Below are 25087 nucleotides of genomic sequence, written 5' to 3'. Positions count from 1 at the left end.
GGCCGGTAAGCTCGGTGTCGCGCGCCTGACCGGCCGGGCCGGCAACGCGCGCGATATCTCGATACGGAACCGGGGAGCGGACATGAAGAACCTGAACTGGCGTACCGGCGGCATGCTGGTCATCGCGTGGTGCTTCGGCATCCTCGCATCGGCCGCGTGTGCCGCCGAACCGGGCGGCGCCGATCAGGCGCCCGGCTTCTATCGGCAGCAGCTCGGCAGCATGCGGATCGTCGCGCTGTCCGACGGCACGCATCCGTTTCCGGTCGATACGGTGTTCCGCGACATCTCGAAGGACGACATCCGGCGCGATCTCGACCGCGCGTTTCTCGAGCCGCCCGTGCAGGGCTCGATCAACGCGTTCCTGGTCGATACCGGCACGAAGCGGATCCTCGTCGATTCGGGGGCCGGCGTGCTGTACGGCGATTGCTGCGGCAAGCTGCTCGCGAACCTGCGTGCGGCCGGTTATGCGCCGGAGCAGATCGACGAGGTGCTGCTCACGCACCTGCACAAGGATCATGTCGGCGGCATCGTGACGAACGGCAGGATGACCTTCCCGAACGCGGTGGTGCGCGTGAACGAGATCGAAGCGAACTACTGGCTCGATCCGGACAACAAGGCACAGGCGCCGGCGTTCCTCGCGTCGTTCTTCGATGCGGCTGCCGCGTCGGTCGCGCCGTATATCGCGGCGGGCCGCTTCAGGACGTTTCGCGGCGAAGCGACGCTCGCGCCCGGCATTCGCGCGGTGCCGATGCCAGGGCATACGCCGGGCCATACCGCGTACCTGATCGAGAGCGGCGACGCCGGGCTGCTCGCGTGGGGCGACATCGTGCACGTCGCGGCGATCCAGCTGCAGGACCCGGACGCGACGGTCCAGTACGACAGCGATGCGGACGCGGCGCGCCGCACCCGGCGCGATACGCTGAAGCGCGTCGCGAACAAGCGTTACCTCGTCGGCGCCGCGCATATCGCGTTTCCCGGGCTCGGGCATTTGCGCAGGGACGGGGAGCAATACGACTGGGTGCCGGTCAATTACGACGCGACGCCGCTGCGGTGAGCGACGGGCGATGCGTGCCGTGATTTGCCGTGAGGCGCCGTGACGCGCGGGGCGCGCGCGTAGCGGCGGCGCGCGGCCGCGTCAGCGCGTCAGTTCGCGCCGCCAGGCGCCGGGCGGATGGCCGACGATGCGCGCGAACACGCGGTTCAGGTGGCTCTGGTCCGCGAAGCCGCAGGCGGCCGCGATTTCCGCGAGCGACATGTCGGTCGTCTCGATCAGTTGCCGCGCGCGGATCACGCGCTGTTCGAGCAGCCATTGATGCGGCGTGCGCCCCGTCGTGCGCGAGAACGCACGAATGAAATAGCCGCGCGACAGATCGCATTCGCGCGCCACTTCCTCGATCGACACGCCGAGATCGGCCTTCTCCATCAGCAGCTCTTTCGCGAGCGCCGCCTTCGCCGGCGACAGCAGGCCCTTGTGCTGCAGGTCGCGCGCGTCCGGGTTGCCGTACTGGCGCGCGAGATGCGTGCCGATCGCGAGCCCCATCTGCTCGACGAACAGCGCGTTCAGCGCGCCGGGCTCGTCGAGGCTGTCGGCCACCGCGTGCGCGAGATGGCCCAGCACCTCGTCCTGTACGTCGGGCGCGCAGGTCAGGCCGCCGATTTCGGTGCCGTCGTGCTCGCGGCCGAGGCCGTCGAGATACGCGTGCGACAGCTCGACCAGCAGGAAGTCGAACTTGCCGTACAGGTCGGCACGAAAATTCCGGGAGAAGTCGCGAATGTAGATCGAGTTGTGCTGGAACCGCCGCTCGGAGCGGGATTGGCCGGTGCCGCCGTAGATCGTGCGCCGATGCCCGTCGTTGAGCGACACGCCGATCAGGAAGCCGCGATCGCTGGCCGACATCTCGATGCGCTCGAAGTGCTCGTCGCGCATGCATTTGCGATGGAGCGTGAGCCCGCCGACCGAGCGTTCGATGTCCTTGGACAGCAGGCTCGACAGGCAGCCGAGCGTGTCTTTCGGCCGTGCGGCCGGGGGCGCGGCGAGGGAATCTGGCATGGCGGAACAATCCTTCGATGGGGGGCGGCGCGCGAACATATTTACGCGAAGTTTAAACGGTGCACTCACCCGGCCCAAGTTAACTTGAATAAATGTCCACTTGCTGACGAAATGCTTGCCAGCGGCCCAACCCGCACCGCGCCGGCCTCGACGGGCACGCGAGCGCGCCGCCATGGCCAACGCGGGGGCGATGTCACCCCATTTTCATTCGGCGCAGCGCCTGACCGCGGGCGCGCCGGTGAGCGGGAGGCCAGCGCATTTTCCTTCAAGATTTTTGTTAATTCGGTGTTTACACTCAGTTCACATTTTGAGACTTTGCGCCCGGCCGGCAGCGCTGGACGGGTGTGCATTCCCGCTCTGGTGAACGGCCGTGTTCACATGGCGGTCATCGTGGGGAACCTGGAGGCGGCCATGATCCAGATCGGGACGTTGTCGGTGGATTTCGAGCAGCGGGACATTCGCCACCACGGCGCGTCGCTGCGTATCGGCGCACGCGCGCTTGACATACTTGAAGTGCTGCATCGTGCCAACGGTTCCGTCGTGTCGAAGGACGACATCATGGATGCCGTGTGGCCGGGCCTGATCGTCGAGGAAAACCGGTTGCAGGTCCACGTCGCGACGCTGCGCAAGGCGCTGGGCGCGGACCGCGACCTGATCAAGACGGTGCCGGGCCGCGGTTACCTGCTGATCGCGCCTCCCGCCGTCGCGCACGAGCCCGCGCCGCGCGCGGCCGCGTTGCCGGCCGACCCCGTCGCGGCGGCCCGCCCGGTTTCGCTCGTCGGGCGTCAGGCGGAGATCGGGCAGATCGTCGACATGATCGAAAGCGCACCGGTCGTCACGCTCGTCGGGGCGGGCGGCATCGGCAAGACGAGCCTGGCCGGCCGCGTCGCCCACGAGCTGCGCGAGCGGTCCGGCGAACGCGTGCTGTTCGTCGCGCTCGCGAGCGCCGCGACGCGCGACGACGTGCTGCTCGCGATCGCCGCGGAACTCGGCCTCGAGGCCGACGGCGTGCCGGGCATCGACCGGATCGCCGGAGCGTTCGCGGCGTCGCCGGCCCTGATCGTGCTCGACAACGCGGAACACGTCGTCGATCTGGTGGCCGATCTCGTCGATACGCTGACGTCGCGCGCGCCGTCGCTGCGCGTGCTCGCGACGAGCCGCGAACCCCTGCATATCTCGGCCGAAGCCGTGTTTCGCGTGAGCCCGCTGGCGGTGCCGGACAGCGACGCGCCGCTCGACGAGATCGTGCGTCATTCGGCCGTCGAGCTGTTCCTCGCGCGGATCCGCGCCGCCACGCCCGACTGCGCGGTCGATGCGGCCGGCGTCCGGCTGATCGGCGACATCTGCCGGCGCCTGGACGGGCTGCCGCTCGCGATCGAGCTGGCTGCCGCGCGCGTCGCGACGCTCGGGCTCGAGGCCGTCGCCGCGCGTCTGGACGACCGGCTGAACCTGCTGACCGGCGGGCTGCGCTCGGCGCTGCCGCGCCACCAGACGTTGCGGGCGACGTTCGACTGGAGCTACGTGCTGCTGGATGCGGCCGCGCGCGCGCTGTTTCGCCGGATGGCGTGCTTCATCGGCCCGTTCACGTTCGATGCCGCGCGCGAGGTCGCGATGGATCCCGGGATGTCGGCCGCCGAGACGATCGCGGTGCTCGGCGAACTGGTCGCGAAGTCGCTGGTGACCGTCGAGTTCCACGGCGCGCACGCGCGTTACCGGTTGACGGAATCGACGCGCGCGTACGCGCTGGAAAAACTGCGCAACGAAGGTGAATTCGACCTCGTCGCCGAGCGTCATGCGTGTTACGAGCGCGAGCAGGGGGAGGTGCGGATGCAGGCGCTGGCGCCGGCCGCGGATCTCGCGAGCCCGCGTGTCGCCGCCGACGCGCCGGCGCCGGCGCCGCGCGAGCCCGTTGCGGTCGAGCCGCGAGGGCACGAAGCGGACGCACTGGCGCTCGCGTTGCTGGAGCCGGCGCGGATGCGCGAATGCGCGCAACCGGCGCGGCGGGCGCTCGACGCGATCGAGGCCGGCGGAACCGGTGATGCCGGCGGCATCGACGCGGCACGCGAGCTGCGCTTGCGCGCGGCCTACGCGACGGCGCTGCTGCATACCGACGGCGATACGCACGCGGCGGCCGCGATGTGGGACCGGACACTCGTGCTCGCGGGCCGGATCGGCGACGAGGCGTTCGACGCGTGCGCGCTGGTCGGGCTGTGGAACACGATGCTGACGCGCTCCGACATCCACGAATCGCTGCGCTACGCGACGCGTTTCGAGCGCGCGGCCGAACGGCGCGGCGACCGGCCGCAGCGGCTGCTGGCGAACGCGATGGTCGCGACGTCGCTGCATTACTTCGGCGAACACGCGCAGGCCCGCGAGCGGCTGGAGGCCGCGACCGCCGGGCTGGCCGTGGCCGGCGAGCCGTCCTGCGCGGAAGCCGCGCTCGGGGTCGACGTCGCGACGCTCGGCCGCACGATGCTGATGCGGCTCGTCTGGATGCAGGGCGATCCGGAATACGCGATGCGGCTGGCCGCGCAGGCGGTCGAATCCGCGCGCCGCACCGGGTCGGGGCTGGCGCTGTGCGTCGTGCTCGGCGCCGCGGCTGTGCCGATCGCACTGCGCTACGGCGATCACGACGTGATTTCCGACTATCTCGGCACGCTGCGCGCGACCGCGGAGGCGAACGGGTTCGACATCTGGCTCAGCCACGCGGAAGGCCTCGCCGGGCAGTTCGACATGCAGGCCGGGCATCCCGGCGCCGGTCTCGCGCGGCTCGAACCCGCGCTGCGGCGCATCGAGGCGAGCGGGTTCCGGCGCCTGCTCGCGCCGCTGGTCGTCGCGTACGCGGAAGGGCTGACGCGCACCGGCCGCGCGGCCGAGGCATGCGCGAAACTCGACGCGACGCTCGCGCGCTGCCGCGCGCACGGCGAGCATCTGTTCGTGCCGGAACTGCTGCGCGTCCGGGGGCTCGCGATGCTCGAACAGGCCCGCACCGCGGAGCCCGATGCCGCGCTCGCATACGAAGTCGAAGGGCACCGGCATCTGCTGACCGGGATCCATACCGCGAACGGGCAAGGCGCCGCGATGTGGGCGCTGCGCGGCACGCTCGATCTCGCCGATCACCTGATCGAGCGCGGGCGGACCGGCCAGGCATCGTCGCTGGTGGCGAACCTGTCGGGGCATTTCGATCCGCAATCGCGCGCGTTCGACGTGCGCCGGCTCGCGCGCCTGCAGAACTTCGTGCGCCCGGAGCCGGCACTGCCGGCGGGCCGGTCGCGCATGCGGCACGAGGCGGCGGATGCGATGCAGCAGGTGGCGTAACGGCATGCCCGGTTCGCGCAGGACGACACCGCGCCATCGCGCCGCGGCCCGTCGGTCCGATCGTTCAATGTTCAAGGGGGAGTGGATGGTCCGTGTATCGTCGAACCGGAGGCAGGCGGCATGCGGCCGCGTGCCGGCTCACGGCGCAAGCGGAGGGCCTGACGGTGCTTAGGGCGACGGCATCCGCCGCGGCGGCGGACCTCATCGTATGCAACGGCAAGATCGCGACGCAGGACGACCGGCAGTCGTTCGTGACCGCGCTCGCCGTGAAGGACGGCCGGATCCTCGCGGCCGGCAGCGGGCACGACGTGATGCGCCATGCGCATGCCGGCACGCAATGCATCGACCTGAACGGCCGCACCGTGATCCCGGGGCTGAACGATTCGCACCTGCACATGATCCGCGGTGGCCTGAACTTCAACCTGGAACTGCGCTGGGACGGCGTGCCGACGCTGGCCGACGCGCTCGCGATGCTGCGTCGCCAGGTGCTGCGCACGCCCGCGCCGCACTGGGTGCGCGTGGTCGGCGGCTGGACCGAATTCCAGTTCGCCGAAAAGCGCGGGCCGACGGCGGCCGAACTGAACGCGATCGCGCCCGACACGCCGGTCTTCATCATGCACCTGGGCGACAGCGCGCTGCTGAACGCGGCCGCGCTGCGCGCGATCGGCTACGGCCGCGACACGTCGAACCCTCCCGGCGGCGAGATCCAGCGCGATCGCCTCGGCCGGCCGACCGGCCTGCTGATCGCGCGCCCGGACATGGCCGTGCTGCACGAGGCGCTCGAACGGGCCCCGAAGCTCGGCCACGACGACCAGATGAATTCGATGCGGCATTTCATGCGCGAGCTGAACCGGCTCGGCGTGACGAGCGCGATCGACGCGGGCGGCGATTTCCAGGCTTTCCCGGACGACTACGGCGCGATCCTGGCACTCGCGCGGCGCGGCGAAATGACCGTGCGCGTCGCGTACAGCCTGTTCGTGCAGCATGCGGGGCGGGAGCTCGACGACTACGCGCGCTGGGTGACGCTCGCGAAACCCGGCGACGGCGACGCGTTCCTGCGGATGAACGGCGCCGGCGAGCTGCTGGTGTATTCGGCCGCCGATTTCGGCAATTTTCTCGAACCGCGCCCCGATCTGCCGGCGGCGCTGGAGGCCGAACTGGCCGCGGTGGTGCGGCTGCTGGTGCGGCACCGCTGGCCGTTCCGGCTGCATGCGACCTACGACGAATCGATCGGCCGCTTCCTGAACGTGCTCGAAGCCGTGAACCGCGAGACGCCGTTCGACGGCCTGCGCTGGTTCTTCGATCACTGCGAGACGATCACGGATGCGAACATCGCGCGCATCGCGGCGCTCGGCGGCGGCGTGACGGTCCAGCACCGGATGGCGTTCCAGGGCGAGTACTTCATCGCGCGTTACGGCGCGCAAGCCGCGATGCGCACGCCGCCGATCCGCGCGATGCTGGCGGCCGGGCTGCCGGTCGGCGCGGGCACCGACGCAACGCGCATCGCGAGCTACAACCCGTTCGTGTCGCTGTACTGGATGGTGTCGGGGCGCACGGTCGGCGGCACGGCGCTGTATCCGGAACGCAACCGGCTCGGCCGGATGGAAGCGCTGCGCTGCTATACGGTCGGCAGCGCGTGGTTTTCCGGCGAGGACGACTGCAAGGGCGCGCTGGTGCCCGGCCACTACGCCGATTTCGCGGTGCTGACGGACGACTACTTCACGATCGACGAAGCGCGGATCACGTCGCTGTCGTCGGTGCTGACGGTCGTCGGCGGCAGGATCGTGCATGCGGACGACGAGTTCGCGTCGCTCGCGCCGCCGCCGCCGGCGGTCAGCCCCGCGTGGTCGCCGGTCGCCGAATTCGGCGGTGCCGGCCGGCGTCGTTCGGTCGAGTCGGCTTCGCTGCACGCCGCAGCCGGCGCGGGCCCGCTGGCGGCCGGTGCCGCGCGCGGGCTCGGGCACGCGTTCGTGCAGCGCCTGCATGCGGCCGCGACGGAAACCGCCGAGCAGTGCGAAGCATCGGGTTACCCCGGTTTCGCGTACTAGGCCGACGCCGTACCGGCCGCCAGCGTGCCCGCGCCGGTTGCGTCGGCGCGTGCCACGCGAGGCATGGACAATTTTCCGCCCCCGGCGAGGGGCAGAAGGAGACGAGATGAGTTCTGCGCACACGTGCGCTTCGGCCGACGACGAAGTCGCCGGTGTCCGCATTCCGCGGACGCCGATGGCGATCGAAGCGGCCGAAGCAGCCCGCGCGTCGCTGCCGCGGGCGATCACCGGGCATGCGAGCCGGGTGTTCGTGCTCGCGTCGCTGGCCGCGCAGCGTGCCGGCGAGACCTGCGATGCCGATGCGCTGTATGTGGCCGCGATGTACGCGAACATGGGACTGAGCACCGCGTATGGCCGCTCGGCCGCGCGCTACGAGCTCGACAGCGCCGATGCCGCCGATACGTTCCTGCTGCGCCACCAGACCTCGCAACGCCTGCGCGACGACGTGTGGCACGCGATCGCGCTGCATACGACGCCCGGCGTGGCCGCGCGTGTGTCGCCGCTCGCGCGCGTGCTGGCGGCCGCCGTCTCGACCGACCTGATGGCCACCGATTTCGACGCGTATTCGGCCGACGAGCGGCGCGCGCTGCTCGTCGCCTACCCGCGCGGCGAAGGCTTCGGCGACGCGTTCCTCGATGCGGTCGCGCGCGGTGTCGCGCACCGGCCGGCGTCGACGTTCGGCACGTGGAGCGCCGACGTGCTCGAACGCGCCGATCCGGATTTCCACCGGCTGAATTTCTGCGGGCGCGTGCTCGGCGCACGCTGGCAGGACGCCTGACGGCGTCCTGCGGGTTCCGGCTGGTTCCGGCGGCGTGAGCCGGGTGCACAGGTGCTCGCGCGCCTGCGCACCCGGGCGCTTACGCACTCACGCCCGCCGCATCGTGACGCGCATAGTCGACGTAGCCCGCGCGGTCGCCGCCGTACCAGCCGACCGCCTTCGGCGCGGCGAGCGGTGCGTTCGCCGCGAGGCGTTCGACCAGATCAGGGTTCGCGATATACGCACGCGCGAACGCGACGAGATCGGCGTCGCCCGCGTCGATCAGCGCATTCGCGGCATCCGGCGCGATGCCGCCGTTGACGATCAGCGTGCCGCCGAAATGCTTGCGCGTGTTCGCGACGATGCGCGGCAGGTCGGGCTCGCCGCTCCAGCCGTTGGTGTCCGCCGCGTGCACATAGGCGACGCCGGCTTCGTCGAGCATGCGGCCGACGTACGCGTACGTCGTATCCGGATCCGCGTCACGCACGTTGTTGTATTTCGCGTACGGCGAGATGCGCACGCCCACGCGACTGAGCGGCATCACGGCGCCGACCGCGTCGACGATCTCCTCGAGGAAGCGCGCGCGGTTCGCGACCGAGCCGCCGTATCGGTCGTCGCGGCGGTTCAGCGTCGACGACAGGAACTGGTGCGGCAGGTAGCCGTTGGCCGCGTGGATCTCGACGCCGTCGAAGCCGGCCGCCATCGCGCGAACGGCCGCGTCGCGGAATTCGTCGACCGTGTCGGCCACCTCGTCCGTCGTCATCGCGCGCGACGGCGTCGCGTGAATCTTCGTGTAATAGCCGTTCTGCAACTGCGCCCACACCTGCAACTGCTCGAGATCGTCGTTCACGCCGGACGGCGACAGCGGCGCGTCGCCGCCGAGCAGCGTCAGCGAGCTCACGCGGCCGCCATGCCACAACTGCGCGAAGATCCGGCCGCCGTTCGCATGCACGGCGTCCGTGACCTGCTTCCAGCCGGCCGCCTGCTCGTCGGTGACGAGCCCCGGCGTCAGTTCGAACGCGGCGGACGCCGGGCTGACGTTGGTCGCCTCGGTCACGATCAGGCCGGCGGACGCGCGCTGCGCGTAGTACTCGGCCATCAGTTCGGTCGGCTGGCCGCGCGACGGCGCGCGCGAGCGCGTCATCGGCCCCATCACGACACGGTTGGGAAGCGGCAGGCCGCGCAGGTCGTAGTGGCTGAGCAGGGAAGACATGATGGATTCCTTTTTGCGTGAGGCAGGGCGGCGCCGCGTGTCGCGTGGTGGCGACCGGTCAGGCGGCGGGCCCTGCGGAAAGTTCGGGGAAGACGGGGGTAACGTGCCGGCAGCGTTCCGGCGCGCGAGCGGCCCGGAGGGCGCCGCGCGTGAACCGGTGCCGGCGCCGGTTCAGGACTGGGCGTGGCGTCGTGCGTGCGGACGCCCGATCGCGAGGTAGTGGGCGAGCGCGACGACCGGGAACGCGCCGGCCACCGCGGCCACGAGCGGCCAGCCGCCGTGTTCGTACAGCGGGCTCGCGAGCGCGGAGCCGATCGCGCCGCCGACGAAGATGCTCGTCATGTACAGCGCGTTCAGCCGGTTGCGGCTTGCCGCGTGCAGCGCATAGATCTCGCGCTGGCCGAGCACCATGTTCATCTGCACCGCGAAGTCGAGCACGATGCCGGTGACGACGAGGCCATACAGGCCGGCGCCGTGGATCAGCGCGACCGCGTATGACAGCGCGCCGGCGACCAGCGCGATCAGCGTCGCCCGCACGCCGTGGCCGGCATCGGCGAGGCGGCCGGCGACCGGAGCCGACGTCGCGCCGATGGCCCCGACCAGCGCGAACAGGCCGATGGCCGATTGCGACAGCCCGTAGTGGCGCGTGAGCTCGACCGGCACGGCGGTCCAGAACAGGCTGAACGACGCGAACATCAGGCCCTGGTAGAACGCGCGATGGCGCAGCACCGGCATCGTGCGGACCAGGTGCAGCAGCGAGCCGATCAGCTCGAAATAGGTCGCGCGGTGATCGGGCTGGCGCGACGGGATCGTCAGCGCGAGCACGGCGGTCACGAGCGTCATCAGTACCGCGGCGGCCGCGAACACGAAGCGCCAGCCGAACGCGTCGGCCACCACGCTCGACAGCGGGCGCGCGAGCAGGATGCCGAGCAGCAGCCCGCCCATGATCGTGCCGACCACGCGGCCACGCGAATGATCGGGCGCGAGGTGCGCGGCGAGCGGCACCAGGATCTGCACCGCGACCGAGCTGAAGCCGATCAGCAGCGAGATCGCGAGGAACAGCCCGGGCGTCTGCACGACGGCCGCCGCCGCGAGGCTCGCGATCGACACGACGGCCGTGACGATCATCAGCTTGCGGTTCTCGAGCAGGTCGCCGAGCGGCACGATGAAGAACAGGCCGAACGCATAGCCGATCTGCGTCAGCGACACGATCAGGCTCGCGGTTGCGCCGGACATGTGCAGGCTGGGCGCGATGAGTTCGGTGATCGGCTGCGCGTAGTACAGGTTCGCGACGATCGCGCCGCAACTGAACGCGAACAGCAGGATGAGGCCCTGCGTGAGCTTGGCCGCGTGCCCGTGGGCCGCGAGCGGGGTGGATTCTGCTGACATGGTCGACTCCTTCGAAAGAGATGTCGGGGGCCCGGCTGTCGGGCGGGCGTGATGGGATACGGGTGTTCGGTCGTTCCGGTGTTCGCCGCGGCGAAACGCAAGCCGCCGCATTGCCGTCAAGGTTATTGATCGATCGATAACAAGGGAATACGGTCGGCGCGCAATCGAGCTTTGCGTGCCACGCAAAGGGGTCGGAGCGCGTGCGGGTTCATGTAAGGGGGCCGAGGCCGAAGCCGGTCGTGAGCCGCATGCCGGCAAGGGCGAGGGCGGCCGTTGCGATGCGGCGCGTGGCCGCCCACGACGCGGTGCGCGGCGCGACGTCGCGCGCGTCGGCCGGCAACGCCTGCGCGAGCGTGGCCGGGGCGGCGAGCGCCTTCGACATGCCGGACGCCGGATGCGGGCGCATCGTGCGGGCCGCGTCGCCGACGCGCGCGATGCGCCCGTGCGCGAGCGCGGAGCCGAGGACATCGAAGACGGCGTTGGCGTCCTGGACGGACGGGCCGGCGGTCGCGATCGTCATGTCGGGCCTCTCGAAACGGGCCTCCGGCGCGGATATCGCGGATCGCAAGGCCCCTGAGAGCAGTCTGGATCGAGCGGACTGAATAGTCCTAAACCGCGCCTTAATTCACTTGATCGATGCGGTGTGCGCGCGGGCACGAACGCGCGGTTTCAGCGACGGGCATCGACGGCGGGCGTCAGCGGCGCTGCCCCTGCAGCGTCGGAATCTGCGCGAACAGCCCGGCGAGCCAGTCGACGAACACCTTGAGCTTGACGGGCGTATGCCGGTTGGGCGGATACAGGATCGAGATCGGCCGCGGCGGCGTGTTGAAATCGGTCAGCACCTCGCGCAGGCGCCCCGATTGCAGGTACGGCTCGACCAGGTACAGCGAGGTCTTGATCAGGCCGATGCCGGCGAGGCCGCATGCGATGTAGGTGTCGGCATCGTTGACCGCGACGGTGCCGCACATCTGCATGATGCGCGTTTCGCCGTCGACCACGTAGTCCCACGGCCGCGGCCGGCCCGTATCGGCCGACATGTGGCTGACCGCGATGTGCTGCGCGAGATCGTCGACGGTTTCGGGCGCGCCGCAGCGTTCGAGATACGCGGGCGCCGCGCACGTGCAGGTGGTCAGGCTGCCGATCCGTTTCGCGACCAGCCCCGAGTCGTCGAGCGCGCCGATGCGCACGACGCAATCGACGCCTTCGCCGACGAGGTCGATCTGCCGGTCGGTCACGCCGAGTTCGACAGAGATGCCCGGATGCGCGGCGAGAAACTCGGGCAGCGCGGGCACCATGATCTGCTTGGCCATCGCCGGCGGCAGGTTCACCTTCAGGCGGCCGCGCGGCACGTTGCGCGCCTGCGAGACGGCCGCCTCCATGTCGTCGATCTCGCGCAGCACGCCGACGCAGCGCTCGTAGTAGGCCTGTCCGTCCTCGGTCAGCGAGATCCGGCGGGTGGTGCGGTTCAGCAGCCGGCAGCCGAGATGCTGTTCGAGCGTGCTCAGCAGCGCGGAGACGCGCGGCGTGGTCAGCCCGGTCGTGTCGGACGCGCGCGTGAAGCTGCCTGTTTCGACGATGCGCGTGAACACGCGCATCGAAAGCAAGGTATCCATCGTTCGGAAATCTCCAGCCTGTTCGTTGCCTGCGCCGGTGCGTGCCGGCGCGGCTTTTATGTCGAGGTGCCGCCGCTACGCGTCGATGCGCTTCCTGAGCCCGTCGCCCGCGAACGGCATTTCGCGCATCCGCTGGCCGGTCGCATCGAAAATCGCGTTGGCCAGCGCGCCCGCGGTCGGCCCCATCGACGCCTCGGCCGCGCCGAGGAACGGCGCGCCCGGACGGTTGATCAGGTGCACCTTGATGCTTTGCGGTGCCGCGCGGAAACGCAGGATCGGGTAGCTGCTCCAGTCGAAGCTGCGGATGCGCTGCGTATCGTATTGCAGCGCCTCGTACAGTGTCCAGCTTGCGGCCTGCACGATGCCGCCTTCGATCTGGTTGCGGATGCCGTCCGGCGACACGACCTGGCCCGCGTCGACGGCCACTTCCGCGCGGTCGAGCGTCACCTGGCCCGTTTCCGGCACGACCGTGATCTCGACCGCCATCGCGACGTAGGCCATCAGGTTCTTGTATTTGCCGAACGAGAAACCGACGCCGCGGTTGCGTTCGCGCGGCGGCCGGGGCCAGCCGAATTTCGTCGCGGCGAGCTTGATCACCTGGCTCGCGCGGTGATCCTGCAAGTGCCGCAGCCGGAATTCGACCGGATCGACGCCGGCGGCGTGCGCGAGCTCGTCCATGAAGCTCTCGATCGCCCACACGTTGGTGTGCGCGCCGAGCGAGCGCATCGCCGAGGTCTGCAGCGGCATCGTCGGCGAGAAGTTGTTGACGATGTGCATGGTCGGCAGTGCGTACAGCGGGATCGCGTTGCGATCGCCGCCGCCCTCGGGCTGCAGCATCGGCGTCGACGGCGCGGGCACGAACGGCGGCTCGAGCATCCGCGCGGGCAGCAGCCGGCCCGCATTGACGATCCGTTCGTTGTGCGAGCTGCTCCACAGCGCGTAGTTCCAGTCGACGATATGGCCGCTCGCGTCGAGCGACGCGCTGAGCTCGGTGACCATCGCGGGCGTGAAGTGGTCCCACGTATGTTCCTGCTCGCGCATCCATTGCACGCGAATCGGCTTGCCGGGCAGCGCCGCCGCGATCAGTGCCGCATGCGCGGCCACGTCGTCCGCACCGTTGTGCCCGTAGCAGCCGGAACCCTCGGTGTGGATGCAGCGCACGCTCGCCTTCGGCATCGACAGCATCTCGGCGAGCGCGTCGCGCAGCGGATACACGCCCTGCGAGTGGGTCCACACGGTCAGCATGCCGTTCTCGAGATGCGCGACCGAGCACGACGGCCCGATCGAGCCGTGCAGCAAGTAGTTCTTCAGGAACGTCGCGGACAGCGTCTTCGTGGCCGGCGCGGTGGCGCCCTTCGTGTTCGCGATCTCGATGCGCTGCGTCGCGATCCGCTTCAGGTCCTGATGCACGGTGCCGCGCTCGGGCAGCGCGCGGCCGGGCGACCAGCGGCTGCCGGCGGCCAGCGCGCGCTGCGCGACGACCGCCTGCCATTCGCCCTGCGCGACGACCGCGAGCATGCTGCCGTTGCGCACGATCCGCACGACACCGGGCATCTTCAGGATCGCGGCTTCGTCGAACGACAGCAGCTTCGCGTCGTACACGGGCGGCATCACGACACGCGCGTGCAGCATGCCGGGCAGTTCCATGTCCTGCACGTAGCTGACGCCGCCCGTGACCTTGTTCGGAATGTCCACGCGCGGCAGCGACGTGCCGATCACCGAGAACGTGGCCGGCGGCTTCAGCGGCGACGTCGGCGTCGCGTTGCGGTGCAGGTCGACCGTGCGCACCGCGTCGCCGTAGCGCATCGTGCGGCCGTCCGGCGCCTTGATCACCGCGTCGGCGACGGTGAGCGTGTGCGGGTCGACGCCGAACTGCTTCGCCGCGCCGTCGACCAGCAGCCCGCGCACCTGCGCGGCCGCGTTCAGCAACGCGGAGCCGCTGTCGGCCATCGTGTGGCTGCCGGCCGTCAGGCCCTCGTCCGGCGACGCGCCGGTGTCGGCGGTCAGGAACGTGATCAGCGAGGGCTTCATGTTCAGCTCCTCGGCCGCCACCTGCAGCAGCGCGGTTCGCACGCCGGTGCCGAGCTCGACCTTGCCGGTGAACACGGTGACCTTGCCGTCGGGCGAGATCTTGATCCACGCGTCCAGCAGCGGGTTGGTCTTCAGGCTGCCGGCCAGCGTTTCGGTCGCCTTGGCGACGTGGACGGCGGCGCCTTCGTCCGCGATCACGAGCTGCGCGGCGGCACGCGTGACCGGCGCGAGGCTGAACGCGACGAAGAGCGCGCCGGAAACCATGAAGTGCCGGCGGCCTTCGTCGATGTCGTCGGGTCGGTTCATCAGAGTCCCTTGCTGATCATGACGGGCGCGGCGGCCGGCTCCGGGTCCGGCAGGCCGGCGACCTGGCGGATCGCCGCCAGGATCCGCATGTGCGTGCCGCAGCGGCACAGGTTCGGTTCCATCTGGGTGCGCAGTTCGCGTTCGGTGGGTTTCGGGTTGCGTTCGAGCAGCGCCTGCGCGCGCATGATCATGCCCGCGATGCAATACCCGCACTGCGCGGCCTGGTGATCGATGAACGCCTGCTGCAGCTTGCCCGGATGCCCGGCGCTGCCGAGGCTTTCGACGGTCCGCACGCGGCGCTCGCCGAGCGCGGCCACCGGAATCAGGCACGAGAACATCGGCTTGTCGTCGACGATCACGGTGCATGCGCCGCATTGCCCGAGGCCGCAGCCGAACTTCGCGCCGTGCAGGTGCAGGTCGTTGCGCAACGCGTACAGCAGCGGCGTGGACGGATCGATGTCGAGCGTGTGCCGCACGCCGTTGACGGTGAGGGTGATCATCGCGCGCTGTCCTCCTTTCTGAGCTTCGCGGCAAGGGTGTCGACGCCGCTCCACGCGGGACGATCGGAATATGCTTCCCGCAGGTACGCGGCGAGGTCCGCGATCTGCGCGTCGTCGTACTGGTCGATGAACGACGGCATGTAGTTCAGCGTGTCTTCGCCGTGCCAGCCGATCCCGTTGAACATCATCTGGATCGCGTTGCGCGGCGTATCGGCGGCGACGGCCGTGCTGAACGCGAGCGTCGGCCGCTCGCCGATCGACTGCATCGGCGCTGCCGGCCCGTGGCACTGCACGCACGACGCCTGGAACAGCACCGCGCCGCGCTGGCCGGCGGGCGTCGTCGGGCCGTGTCCGGCACCGGCCGTCGCGGGCCGGGCGGCCGCCGGCTTCTGGATCGACAGGATGTACGCGGCGATCGCCTCGACGTCCTCCTGCGGCACGGTCGCGAGATCGCGCGTGACGGGCAGCATCGGCCCGGCCGCCGCGCCGTGCTCGCTCGCGCGGCCGGTGCGCAGGTAGGTGACGAGCTGCGCCTGCGTCCACGGCTTCACCGCGCCGCCGAGCGCATTGAGCGGCGGCGCCTCCCAGCCGTCGACGATGCCGCCGTCGAACGCCTTGCCGGCCTGTTCGCCGCCGATCGCATTGAGCGGCGAATGGCACGACGCGCAGTGCCCGAGGCCGTCGACGAGCAACTTGCCGCGATTCCATTGCGCGGATTGCGACGGGTCGGGCCGGTACGCGCCCTCGCGCAGGAACAGCACGTTCCAGAACGCGACCAGCGGCCGGAAGTTCAGCGGAAAGATCAGGTCGTTCGGCGGCGTTTTCGTCCGCACCGGTTCGCGGGTCATCAGGTACGCATAGGCGGCCGTGATGTCGTCGTCGGACATCCGCGTGAAGTGGATGTACGGAAATGCCGGGTAGAGCGGATGGCCGTCGCGGGCGATCCCGCTGCGCAGCGCGCGTGCGAACGCGTCGCGCGACCAGCGGCCGATGCCGGTATCGGCATCCGGCGTGATGTTGGTCGCGTAGATCGTGCCGAACGGCGTCGCGAGCGGCAGCCCGCCGGCGAACGGCTTGCCGTCGTTCGCGGTGTGGCACACGACGCAATCGCCGAGCGCGACCACGCGCGCGCCGGCGCGAACGAGTTGCGGATCGAACGACGCGCGGGCGGGCGGATCGATCGGCGCGATCGACGGCTTGAACATGATGCCGATCGCGACCGCCAGGCCGACGACCGCGATGCCGGCCGCGCCGAACCAGAGTCGTTTGTGCTTCATGCGCGCTCCACGCGAACCGGTTCGCCTGCGATCGTTCGAGCGGCGGGGCAATGGCGCGGATGCCGGCCGCGCGCGACGGCGCGGGTTCGGCTGCCGCGGCACGCGGGGCTGGATGGAAGGTCGGGCTCGCGCGTGCCGGCGGCGGTCGTTCCGGTCGGCGCGGCCGGATGACGGCGGCGCATCGCCGGGCGATCCGGCCATGGCGAGGCGGCCCGGTGGCAGCAGTTCGCGGCGGAGATCATGTCGTTGCTCCAGGTATGGGGAGGCCGCGCGGGCAATGACGCAATCGCGTCATCGTGTGCGAGGCGGATGATGGAGGGCAGTCTACGTGGGCGTCGGCGGCATTTCCTGAAACTGCGCTGAAACGTTCTGAACCCCGCTGCGGCCCGGCCCGGCGCGGGCGCCGCCGCGTCAGCGCGGCGTGCCGAGGCCGAACGCCGCGGCCAGCTGCGGGCCCTTCTCGAGCAGCGACGTCACTTCGTCGCGCCGTCGCGCCGACCATTGCGCGAGGCGCGCGACGACGTCGGTCGCGTCCGCCGGCAGCGCTTCGGCGAGCGACACCGCATCGCTCGCGGCCTTCGACGTGCCCGATGCGGTATGCGGGCGCACGGTGCACGCCGCATCGCCGATCAGCGCGACGCGACCATCGACGAACGCGGGGCTCAACGCATCGAAGATCGCCTGGTTGAACGGCATGCGCGTCGCGTGCACCAGTTGCGCGAGCAGGGCCGGCAGGCGTTCGCCGGCGAGTTGCCGCAGCGTCGCGACGACATCGTCGGCGAGCTGCCCCGGATGCACGGACGCGTGATGGACGTGGCCGGCCCGATCGGTCAGGTGGTGGCGCAGCGCGTCGCGATCGGCTTCGTTGCGATACCACAGCCAGTTGAAGCGGCGCGTGCCCGGCACGAGCGAGCCGTCGAGCGCGGGAATCAGGAACGCCATGAACAGCTCGCCCGGCGCCTTGTGCAGCGTCATGTTCTCGACCAGCGGCGCGATCGACGCGGCATCGAAAGCCGCTTCGTCGACGATCCCGCGCCACGCGAGGTAACCGGCGAACGACGGCGCATGACCGGGAAAGAGCTGCGCGCGCAGGGTCGAGCCGGCCCCGTCGGCGGCGATCAGCACGTCCGCGCGGAGGCGCTCGTCGCCGAGGTGGACGTCGACGCCGTCCGCGTCCTGGTCGAAACCGGTGACCGTGCGGCCGTACCGGATGCGCCCGTGCGGCAGCGTTTCGCACAGCGAACGGTAGACGGCGTCCCACGACGAAAACGGCAGCATCTCGGGCTCGTCGCGCGTGACGATGCCGTCGCGATCGATCCAGCGCCGCCGGCGTGTCGGCACGCTGATCGCGTGGCGGCAATGCCGGCCATGCTGTTCGAGAAACGCCATCATCCGGCGCAACACGGCCACGCCGCCGCCCTGGCCGCGCAGCGGCGACGGCGAGCGTTCGCAGACCGTCACGTCGTGTCCGACGCAGTCGAGCGTCAGCGCGGCCGCGAGACCGGCGATCGATCCGCCTGCAATGACTATCTTCATCGTGGGTGACTCCGGTGTGCGGCCGGTGGCGTGCGCCGCCGGCCAGGCGTCGTGATGCACGGCGCCGCGCGCCTGCGGCCACGGCTGCTGCGGATCTTGCCAGGTCCGGCCGCGGGCTGCGCCGACGGTGCAAGCGCGGCGGGCAGGCCGCCGCGCGCCTGCCTGCTAGATCCGCAGCAGCTTGCCCGCATTGCCGCCGAGGATCATCGCGCGCTGCTGCGCACTCAGGTCGACACGGTCGAGAAAGCGCACCGGCTGCTCGTAGCCCATGTCGAAACAGTAGTCGCTGCCGAGCACGAGCCGGTCCACGCCGACGTTCTCGATCAGGAAGTTCAGCACGGGGCCCGAATGCGACACCGTGTCGTAGCTGAAGCGCCGCAGGTAGCTGCTGGGCTTCTGCGCGAGCCGGCGCGTTTCGGGCCGCACGGTCCAGCCTGCGTCGAGGCGCCCGACGAGGATCGGCAGCGCACCGCCCGCGTGCGGCAACGTGATCTCCAGCGTCGGGTAGCGGTCGAGCACGCCGCCGAGGATCAGGTGCGAGCCCGCGATCGCGGTATCGAACGGGTTGCCGAGCAGGTTGCTGAGGTAGAAATCGCCGAGCCGCGCGCCGCCGACCGTCTGCTGCGGATGCAGGAACACCGGCAGGCCCAGTTGCTCGATGCGGGCGAACACGGGCGCGAACCGCGGATCGTCGAGATCGCGGTTGTCGATGTTGGTGCCCATGTACACGCCGCGCACGCCCGGCAATTGCGCGGCGCGTTCGAGTTCGTCGATCGCGTCGGCCGCGTTCAGCATCGGCAGCGTCGCGAGCACGACGAAACGCGTCGGGTGTCGCTGGTAGACGCGCGACGCCGACGCATTCCAGTCGCGCGCGAGCTTCGCGTTGAACGGCCGGTCGCCCCAGTACGCCATCGGCACGCTGAGCGACAGCGCCTGCACGTCGACGCCGGACGCATCCATGTCCTTGAGCCGCGCATCGATGTCGATGAACTTCATCGGCAGCGGGCCGAGGCCGCCGGCGGGCGTGCGGAACGTGAACGACGTGTCGTCGCACACGAACGAGCCGCCGAAGCGCTTGCCTTCGCCGCCGACCAGGTCGCAGAAGCTCTCGGGGTAGTAATGCGCGTGGATGTCGATCGAGCGCGGCCGGTGCGGCGGCAGCGCGGCCGGGGTGCCGGCGCTGCCGGTGGCCGACGCGGACTGTCCGGCGACGGCGGTGCCCGCGAACGCGGCAAGCGCGCCGAGCAGGCGGCGGCGTCCCGGCGACGGGCAGCAGGTGCAATTCAGCATGGTGTCTCTCATGGTGTATCGAGGGTGCATGACGTGCGGTTCAGCCGCGTTGCGTGATGGTCGTCGAGATGCCCGCCGTGGTGCCCATCTCGCACGCGACGAGCTGCGTGTCGAACTGCGCGCGTTCGCGTTGCGCGCGTGCCGAACGATCGGTGACGGAGAACAGGACGACACCGGCGAAGGCCGCCGCCATCGAGAACAGCGCCGGGTATTCGTACGGATAGACCGCGTGCGCATGGCCCAGTACCTGGACCCACACGGTCGGGCTCAGCACGGTGAGCGTCACCGCGGTGGCGAGCCCGAGCAGGCCGCCCAGCACCGCGCCGCGCGTCGTCAGCCCGCGCCAGTAGATCGAGAGCAGCAGCACCGGGAAATTCGAGCTGGCCGCGATCGAAAACGTGAGGCTGACGATGAACGCGATGTTCTGCTTCTCGAACGCGATGCCGAGCAGGATCGCGAGCACGCCGAGCACGACGGTCGTGGCGCGCGCCACGCGCATTTCGTCCCGGTCGGATGCCTGCCCGCGCCGCAGCACGTTCGCGTAGAGGTCGTGCGAGATCGCCGACGAACCCGCGAGCGTGAGCCCGGCGACCACGGCCAGGATGGTCGAGAACGCGACCGCGCAGATGAAGCCGAGGAACACGTTGCCGCCGACCGCGTGCGCGAGGTGGATCGCCACCATGTTCGCGCCGCCGGCGATCGCGCCGGACGCGTCGTGGTACTGCGGGTCCGACGCGACGAGCGCGATGGTGCCGAAACCGATGACGACGATCAGCACGTAGCCGGCGCCGACGATGCCGGTTGCGTAGAGGATGCTCTTGCGGGCCGCCTTGACGTCGCCGACCGTGAAGAAGCGCATCAGGATGTGCGGCAGGCCCGCGGTGCCGAAGATCAGCGCGAGGCCGAGCGACACGGCCGAGACCGGATCGGACACCAGCCCGCCGGGGCGCATGATCGCCGCGTGTTTCGGGTGGACGAGAATCGCCTGCGCGAACAGCGCGTCCAGGCTGAAGCCGAAGCGGCTCAGCACCATGATCGCCATGAACGCCGCGCCGGCGAGCAGCAGCACGGCCTTGATGATCTGGATCCAGGTGGTGGCCAGCATCCCGCCGAAGAACACGTAGACGACCATCAGCACGCCGACGACCAGCACCGCGACCGTGTAGTTCAGGCCGAACAGCAGCTCGACCAGCTTGCCCGCGCCGACCATCTGCGACACGAGATACAGCAGCACGATGACGATCGAGCTCGACGCCGCGAACGCGCGGATCGGCCGTTGCCGCAGGCGATACGACACGACGTCGGCGAGCGTGTACTTGCCGAGGTTGCGCAGCGGCTCGGCGATCAGGAACAGGATGATCGGCCAGCTCGCGAGAAACCCGACCGAATAGATCAGCCCGTCGTAGCCGCTCGTGAACACCAGCGCGGAGATGCCGAGCAGCGACGCGGCCGACATGTAGTCGCCGGCGATCGCCCAGCCGTTCTGGAACGCGGTGATCTTGCCGCCCGCCGCGTAGTGGTCGGCCACGCTGTGGTTCTTGCGCGCGGCCCAGCGCGTGATGAACAGCGTCGACGCGACGAACACGACGAACATGCCGATCGCGACCGGATTGTGCCCGTGCGCGAGCGTGGCGGGGCCGGCCGCGAACGCCGGTGCACAGCCGCCGGCGGCGAGCAGTGCGGGGAGCAGGCGTTTCATGATGCGTCTCCGTGGCGAAGGGCCGCGACGACCGTGTCGTGCACCGCGTTGGCGCGGAACACGTAAAGCGCGACCAGCGCGAACGTTGCGACGAACATGCCGAACCCGACCGGGATGCCCCACGGAGTCGGCCGGCCCGGCACGATCGGCGTGCCGAGCAGCGTCGGCGAAAACGCCAGCGTCAGGATGAACGCGAAATAGAGGGCGAGCATGACGAACGTCAGCGACCAGGCGAACAGCCTTCTGCGCCGGACGTGCTCGCGAAAGCGGGCATCGCGCAGCAGCGGATGCGTGGCGTATGACGGTGCGGCCGGTTCGGGCGCGGTGCCGGCGGTGGCCGGAAGCGGGTGGTTCACGGTGTCTCCTTCTCGTCTGGAATGGCCTGGCATGGCTTGGCGACGGGCGCCGCGCGTGTCGCGCACGGCGCCCGTGCGTGCTCAGAAATGCGGCGGGACGGCGGTTTCCCGCATCACGACTTCCGGCGTGCGATAGCGCTCGGCCATTTCGCGCTCGGTGTCGTTCTTCAGTTGCGCCTGCATGTAGGCGCCGAGGTGGCGCGCGTGCTCCACGATCGCCGCGCCGAACGCCGTGCGCGTCTCGCTGTATTCGCACAGCGCGTCGAGCGTGTCGGCGCGCGTGGCGAGTGCCGTGACGAGCGCGAGGGCATCGCCGGCGGCCTTCGTGACACCCATCCCGCAATGCGGCCGCGCGACGAACGCGGCGTCGCCGAGCAGCGCGATCCGGCCGAACGCCATGTTCGGCACTTCGAGGTCGTAGATCGGCTGGAACAGCGGCTGCGTCGCGCGTGCGACGACCTCGGCGAACTGCGGCGCCAGCAGCGCGTGGGCGGCGTCTTCCATGTCGTCGAGCACCTCGCGCCGGATCAGCGTCGGCGGAATGCCGCCCGCCCACAGCTTGCCGGTCGCGTCGGTGAGCAGGTTCGGCAGGTCGGTGTCCTCGCGGGTCGCGCGATACCACACGAAGTTGTAGCGGCGCTCGCCCGGCTTCGTGCTGTTGCCCTGGCCGGCGACCGGATAACCGAGGATCTGTTCGTGCGGCGGCAGGCCGAACGCGAAATTCCCGAGCAGCGTCGCGTGGGTCGCCTCCGACAGCCCGGGTTCGTCGACCAGCCCGCGCCACGCAACGTAGCCCGCATACTGCAGCCGCGCGTCCGGCAGGAATTTCTCGCGGATCGCCGAGCGGAAGCCGTCGGCCGCGATGACGAGGTCGGCATGCACGACCGAGCCGTCGGCGAGCGTGACCGACGCGTGCCCGGGGCCGTCCGCGACGTCGGTGACGACCGCGCCCGCGCGGTAATGCTGGTCGGGCAGCGCCGCGCGCAGCACATGGTACATCTTGCTCCACGCGGTGAGCGTCTGCGGCATCCGCCGTTCCGATACGACGGTGCCGTCGCGGCCCAGCGTGATCCGCGACTCGACCTTCACGCCGATCGATGCGTCGATGCGCACGCCCGCGGCGCGCATCACGTCGAACAGTTCGGGGTGCGTGACGATCCCGGCGCCGCGGCCCGACAGCGCGTCGGGCACCCGTTCGAACACGTCCACGTCCCAGCCGTTGCGCAGCAGGAGGTTCGCGGCAAACAGGCCGCCCAGCGAGCCGCCGACGATCGCGGCCTTGCGTTTGGTCGAAGTGCCGTGGTTCATGTCAGTCTCCGTGTGCTTGCGAGTCGCCGGCCGGTACGGCGGCGGGCAGTGCCAGCCCCGCGACTTCGGCGGCGGGGAAGTTGAGTTCGATCGTCACGCCGGACGGGTCCTCGATGAACACCTGGTGCAGCCCGAGGCTCGGCACGGTGCGATCGCGCCACGCGACGTGTTCGGCGCGCAGCGTGTCCCACATCGCCTCGACGCCGGTCGCGAGGAATGCGATGTGGTCGACCGTGCCGGTACCCGACGCCGGCAGCGTCCTGTCGCCGAGGTAGGCCGCGAGCCCGTCCGGGTTGGCCGGGTCGACGCCGATGATGTGGACCGTGCCGTAATCGCTTTCGTCGCCGCCCTTGTAGAGCCATGCGCCGGGAAAGTCGAACGGCGGCCGGTAGCCGCGCCTGAAGCCGAGCACACGTTCGTAGAAGCGGCACGATCGCTCGAGATCGAGCGTGCGGATCGAGTAGTGCGCGAGTCTGGATACCGTCATGACGAACCTCTTGTTTATCGACAGATAAGTTATCGTTCGATAAATACTAGTCGAAAAATGCGGCGAGAAGAAGCCGCGAGCGAACCGTGTATACCCTCGGTCGAGAACGGTGCCGGATGCCGGTGCGCGGCGGGTTACGGCGTGATTTCGCCGGCCATCACGTCGTCCGCATAGCACCAGACCCAGCGCTCGCCGGGCTCGATCGAACGGGCGAGCGGGTGCGTCGTTTCATGAAAATGCCGGCTGGCGTGCCGGTTCGGCGACGAGTCGCAACAGCCGACATGCCCGCAGCTCAGGCACAGGCGCAAATGCACCCATCGGCTGCCGGACTTCACGCATTCCTCGCAGTAGTCCTTGTCGGTGTTCAGGATGCGCGCTTCACCGAGATGGGTGCAGGTCGTGGCCATCTGCCGCTCCGATGCCGGCGCCGGGGGGCGCTCGCGGCGCGGCCGGCGCGAAGCTGCGAGCGGGGGAACACGATTCATTGTGGACGGCGCGCATCGCGCGCGGACCTTAATTCTTATGAAACGCGGCGGCCGCGGCGGCGATGACGACGTACAGTCACACGTGCGGCCGGCGCGGGAACCGGCCGGGATCCGACACGCGGTCAACGGGAGACGCTCATGGCGCAGTCGCAGCATGTCAAGGTCATCGGCCTGCCTCACAGCAAGGAGGCCTACGCGATCCGCGACTTCCTGAAGCGCGGCGTGGTCGAGTACGAATGGTGCGAGCTGACGTCCGACACCGATTGCGTGCGCGAGCTGGGCATCGCGCCGCTGCGCGACGTCCGGCTGCCGGTGGTCGTCTTTCCGGACGGCACGTGCATCTACCAGCCGACGCTGCCGGAGATCGCCGCGAAGCTCGGCTGGGTCTCCCGGCCGCGCTTCATCGAGTACGACGTCTCGATTTACGGCGCCGGCCCGGCCGGCCTGTCGGCGGCCGTCTACGCGGCGTCCGAGGGGCTGCGGGCCGTCGTGATCGAACGCGACGCGATCGGCGGGCAGGCGGGCACGAGTTCGCTGATCGAGAACTACATGGGCTTTCCGGACGGCATCCCGGGCGCCGAGCTGGCGGAACGCGCGCGCCAGCAGGCGGTGAAGTTCGGCGTCGAGTTGCTGATGATGCGCGAGGGCGTGCACGCGACGTTCGTCGACGGCAAGATCCGCGTCGACATGGCCGACGGCTCGATCCTGACCGCGCGCTCGAACATCTGCGCGACGGGGATCGAATACCGCAGTCTCGGCCTGCCCGACGAACCGAAGTTTCTCAACGCGGGCCTGTACTACGGCGCGGGATCGAGCGAGGCGCCGATGTGCGAGGGCAAGCACGTGTTCATCGTCGGCGGCGGCAATTCGGCCGGGCAGGCCGTGATGAACTTCGCGCGGCACGCGCGCGAAGTCACGATGATCGTCCGGGGCGCGTCGCTCGCGGCGACGCTGTCGCGCTACCTGATCGACCGGATCGAGCGCATGCCGAACGTGACGGTGCGCTACGGCACGACCGTCGACGCGCTGCAGGGCGACGGCCGGCTCGAGGCGATCGTGCTGCGCACGGAAGACGGCGCGCGCGACGTGCTGCCGGCCACGCACCTGTTCGTCTGCATCGGCGGCGCGCCGAACACCGAATGGGCACGCGACACCAACATCATCCGCAATCCGGGCGGTTACCTGGTGACGGGCAGCGACCTGTACGACTGCCCGGACTTCGCGCGCGTGTGGCCGCTCGAGCGCCGGCCGTACTACCTGGAAACCAGCGTGCCCGGCTCGTTCGCGGCGGGCGACGTCCGTTCGGGGTCGGTCAAGCGGGTGGCGTCGGCGGTCGGCGAAGGGGCGATGGCCGTGACGTTCGTGCACCGGTTCCTCGGCGAGGACGCGCACCGGCCGAGCGGAACCTGAATCGCGCGGCGCGG

The 25087-nt window shown here is 70.1% G+C and carries 20 protein-coding genes; 5 read left to right on the top strand and 15 right to left on the bottom strand.

From position 1 onward, the window contains the following. Nucleotides 1-82: 82 nt before the first annotated feature. The gene (locus PQB87_RS37085; protein WP_436407284.1) at nucleotides 83-1054 is read left to right on the top strand and encodes an MBL fold metallo-hydrolase; all 972 of its coding nucleotides are present in this window, start codon (nucleotides 83-85) and stop codon (nucleotides 1052-1054) included. Nucleotides 1055-1135: 81 nt separating this feature from the next. Here PQB87_RS37085 and PQB87_RS37080 read toward each other — a convergent pair whose 3' ends face one another. Beyond that, nucleotides 1136-2050, bottom strand: a complete 915-nt coding sequence (locus tag PQB87_RS37080; protein ID WP_059687791.1) for a helix-turn-helix domain-containing protein — start codon at nucleotides 2048-2050, stop codon at nucleotides 1136-1138. 411 nt (nucleotides 2051-2461) lie between these two features. Here PQB87_RS37080 and PQB87_RS37075 point away from each other — a divergent pair, with 411 nt between their 5' ends. From PQB87_RS37075 to PQB87_RS37065, 3 genes are all read left to right on the top strand, one after another. Beyond that, complete coding sequence (locus tag PQB87_RS37075) at nucleotides 2462-5368, top strand: ATP-binding protein (RefSeq protein ID WP_060062825.1); 2907 nt, start codon at nucleotides 2462-2464, stop codon at nucleotides 5366-5368. Between the two features lie 164 nt (nucleotides 5369-5532). Further along, nucleotides 5533-7416 carry an amidohydrolase gene (locus PQB87_RS37070; RefSeq protein WP_489244390.1) on the top strand — a complete coding sequence of 628 codons (1884 nt, stop codon included), beginning with the start codon at nucleotides 5533-5535 and terminating at the stop codon, nucleotides 7414-7416. Nucleotides 7417-7522: 106 nt separating this feature from the next. After that, the gene (locus PQB87_RS37065; protein WP_489244388.1) at nucleotides 7523-8194 is read left to right on the top strand and encodes an HD domain-containing protein; all 672 of its coding nucleotides are present in this window, start codon (nucleotides 7523-7525) and stop codon (nucleotides 8192-8194) included. A 79-nt stretch (nucleotides 8195-8273) separates the two neighbouring features. Here PQB87_RS37065 and PQB87_RS37060 read toward each other — a convergent pair whose 3' ends face one another. The 14 genes from PQB87_RS37060 to PQB87_RS36995 form a co-directional block, all read right to left on the bottom strand. Beyond that, on the bottom strand, nucleotides 8274-9386 hold the full coding sequence (locus tag PQB87_RS37060) for an alkene reductase (RefSeq protein ID WP_059687792.1): 1113 nt from the start codon (nucleotides 9384-9386) through the stop codon (nucleotides 8274-8276). 171 nt (nucleotides 9387-9557) lie between these two features. Then, nucleotides 9558-10775, bottom strand: coding sequence for an MFS transporter (locus PQB87_RS37055; protein ID WP_027792620.1), 1218 nt, complete (start codon nucleotides 10773-10775; stop codon nucleotides 9558-9560). Nucleotides 10776-10983: 208 nt separating this feature from the next. Further along, nucleotides 10984-11295 carry a Rossmann-fold NAD(P)-binding domain-containing protein gene (locus PQB87_RS37050; RefSeq protein ID WP_233344762.1) on the bottom strand — a complete coding sequence of 104 codons (312 nt, stop codon included), beginning with the start codon at nucleotides 11293-11295 and terminating at the stop codon, nucleotides 10984-10986. Nucleotides 11296-11470: 175 nt separating this feature from the next. Next, nucleotides 11471-12388, bottom strand: a complete 918-nt coding sequence (locus tag PQB87_RS37045) for a LysR family transcriptional regulator (protein WP_059687794.1) — start codon at nucleotides 12386-12388, stop codon at nucleotides 11471-11473. A 75-nt stretch (nucleotides 12389-12463) separates the two neighbouring features. Beyond that, on the bottom strand, nucleotides 12464-14725 hold the full coding sequence (locus PQB87_RS37040; RefSeq protein ID WP_489244385.1) for a xanthine dehydrogenase family protein molybdopterin-binding subunit: 2262 nt from the start codon (nucleotides 14723-14725) through the stop codon (nucleotides 12464-12466). Beyond that, nucleotides 14725-15225 (bottom strand): (2Fe-2S)-binding protein, encoded by a 501-nt coding sequence (locus PQB87_RS37035; RefSeq protein WP_059687796.1) that lies wholly within the window; start codon nucleotides 15223-15225, stop codon nucleotides 14725-14727. The genes PQB87_RS37040 and PQB87_RS37035 overlap by 1 nt, the downstream gene beginning before the upstream one ends. Beyond that, on the bottom strand, nucleotides 15222-16502 hold the full coding sequence (locus PQB87_RS37030; protein WP_489244383.1) for a c-type cytochrome: 1281 nt from the start codon (nucleotides 16500-16502) through the stop codon (nucleotides 15222-15224). Before PQB87_RS37030 ends, PQB87_RS37035 begins: the two co-directional genes overlap by 4 nt. A gap of 411 nt (nucleotides 16503-16913) precedes the next feature. After that, nucleotides 16914-18038 (bottom strand): FAD binding domain-containing protein, encoded by a 1125-nt coding sequence (locus tag PQB87_RS37025; RefSeq protein ID WP_111940957.1) that lies wholly within the window; start codon nucleotides 18036-18038, stop codon nucleotides 16914-16916. A gap of 165 nt (nucleotides 18039-18203) precedes the next feature. Beyond that, nucleotides 18204-19340 carry an amidohydrolase family protein gene (locus PQB87_RS37020; protein WP_489244381.1) on the bottom strand — a complete coding sequence of 379 codons (1137 nt, stop codon included), beginning with the start codon at nucleotides 19338-19340 and terminating at the stop codon, nucleotides 18204-18206. Between the two features lie 28 nt (nucleotides 19341-19368). Then, nucleotides 19369-21027 (bottom strand): cation acetate symporter, encoded by a 1659-nt coding sequence (locus PQB87_RS37015; protein WP_489244380.1) that lies wholly within the window; start codon nucleotides 21025-21027, stop codon nucleotides 19369-19371. Further along, nucleotides 21024-21383 (bottom strand): DUF485 domain-containing protein, encoded by a 360-nt coding sequence (locus PQB87_RS37010; RefSeq protein ID WP_021158270.1) that lies wholly within the window; start codon nucleotides 21381-21383, stop codon nucleotides 21024-21026. Before PQB87_RS37010 ends, PQB87_RS37015 begins: the two co-directional genes overlap by 4 nt. An 81-nt stretch (nucleotides 21384-21464) precedes the next feature. Further along, a complete protein-coding gene (locus PQB87_RS37005) occupies nucleotides 21465-22691 on the bottom strand; it encodes an FAD binding domain-containing protein (protein ID WP_301863722.1) in 1227 nt (408 codons plus the stop codon). Between the two features lies 1 nt (nucleotide 22692). After that, nucleotides 22693-23178 carry a VOC family protein gene (locus PQB87_RS37000; protein WP_301863720.1) on the bottom strand — a complete coding sequence of 162 codons (486 nt, stop codon included), beginning with the start codon at nucleotides 23176-23178 and terminating at the stop codon, nucleotides 22693-22695. 134 nt (nucleotides 23179-23312) lie between these two features. Beyond that, nucleotides 23313-23585: a ubiquitin carboxyl-terminal hydrolase 14 gene (locus PQB87_RS36995; protein WP_027792630.1), complete on the bottom strand. Its 273-nt coding sequence runs from the start codon at nucleotides 23583-23585 to the stop codon at nucleotides 23313-23315. A 216-nt stretch (nucleotides 23586-23801) separates the two neighbouring features. On the opposite strand from PQB87_RS36995, the gene PQB87_RS36990 reads away from it, so the two are divergent. Then, the gene (locus PQB87_RS36990) at nucleotides 23802-25073 is read left to right on the top strand and encodes an NAD(P)/FAD-dependent oxidoreductase (RefSeq protein ID WP_060062857.1); all 1272 of its coding nucleotides are present in this window, start codon (nucleotides 23802-23804) and stop codon (nucleotides 25071-25073) included. Nucleotides 25074-25087 lie beyond the last annotated feature (14 nt).

This window comes from Burkholderia sp. KL41 (genome assembly GCF_057005415.2).
Note: the sequence above shows the minus strand (reverse complement) of the source record. Positions and strands in the feature narration are given on the sequence as shown.

What these genes read in the sequence shown, in the direction of transcription:
- PQB87_RS37085 (WP_436407284.1), top strand. Translation starts at nt 83, where the DNA reads ATGAAGAACCTGAACTGGCGTACCGGCGGCATGCTGGTCATCGCGTGG.
- PQB87_RS37080 (WP_059687791.1), bottom strand. Translation starts at nt 2,050, where the DNA reads ATGCCAGATTCCCTCGCCGCGCCCCCGGCCGCACGGCCGAAAGACACG.
- PQB87_RS37075 (WP_060062825.1), top strand. Translation starts at nt 2,462, where the DNA reads ATGATCCAGATCGGGACGTTGTCGGTGGATTTCGAGCAGCGGGACATT.
- PQB87_RS37065 (WP_489244388.1), top strand. Translation starts at nt 7,523, where the DNA reads ATGAGTTCTGCGCACACGTGCGCTTCGGCCGACGACGAAGTCGCCGGT.
- PQB87_RS37060 (WP_059687792.1), bottom strand. Translation starts at nt 9,386, where the DNA reads ATGTCTTCCCTGCTCAGCCACTACGACCTGCGCGGCCTGCCGCTTCCC.
- PQB87_RS37055 (WP_027792620.1), bottom strand. Translation starts at nt 10,775, where the DNA reads ATGTCAGCAGAATCCACCCCGCTCGCGGCCCACGGGCACGCGGCCAAG.
- PQB87_RS37050 (WP_233344762.1), bottom strand. Translation starts at nt 11,295, where the DNA reads ATGACGATCGCGACCGCCGGCCCGTCCGTCCAGGACGCCAACGCCGTC.
- PQB87_RS37045 (WP_059687794.1), bottom strand. Translation starts at nt 12,388, where the DNA reads ATGGATACCTTGCTTTCGATGCGCGTGTTCACGCGCATCGTCGAAACA.
- PQB87_RS37040 (WP_489244385.1), bottom strand. Translation starts at nt 14,725, where the DNA reads ATGAACCGACCCGACGACATCGACGAAGGCCGCCGGCACTTCATGGTT.
- PQB87_RS37035 (WP_059687796.1), bottom strand. Translation starts at nt 15,225, where the DNA reads ATGATCACCCTCACCGTCAACGGCGTGCGGCACACGCTCGACATCGAT.
- PQB87_RS37030 (WP_489244383.1), bottom strand. Translation starts at nt 16,502, where the DNA reads ATGAAGCACAAACGACTCTGGTTCGGCGCGGCCGGCATCGCGGTCGTC.
- PQB87_RS37025 (WP_111940957.1), bottom strand. Translation starts at nt 18,038, where the DNA reads ATGAAGATAGTCATTGCAGGCGGATCGATCGCCGGTCTCGCGGCCGCG.
- PQB87_RS37020 (WP_489244381.1), bottom strand. Translation starts at nt 19,340, where the DNA reads ATGAGAGACACCATGCTGAATTGCACCTGCTGCCCGTCGCCGGGACGC.
- PQB87_RS37015 (WP_489244380.1), bottom strand. Translation starts at nt 21,027, where the DNA reads ATGAAACGCCTGCTCCCCGCACTGCTCGCCGCCGGCGGCTGTGCACCG.
- PQB87_RS37005 (WP_301863722.1), bottom strand. Translation starts at nt 22,691, where the DNA reads ATGAACCACGGCACTTCGACCAAACGCAAGGCCGCGATCGTCGGCGGC.
- PQB87_RS37000 (WP_301863720.1), bottom strand. Translation starts at nt 23,178, where the DNA reads ATGACGGTATCCAGACTCGCGCACTACTCGATCCGCACGCTCGATCTC.
- PQB87_RS36995 (WP_027792630.1), bottom strand. Translation starts at nt 23,585, where the DNA reads ATGGCCACGACCTGCACCCATCTCGGTGAAGCGCGCATCCTGAACACC.
- PQB87_RS36990 (WP_060062857.1), top strand. Translation starts at nt 23,802, where the DNA reads ATGGCGCAGTCGCAGCATGTCAAGGTCATCGGCCTGCCTCACAGCAAG.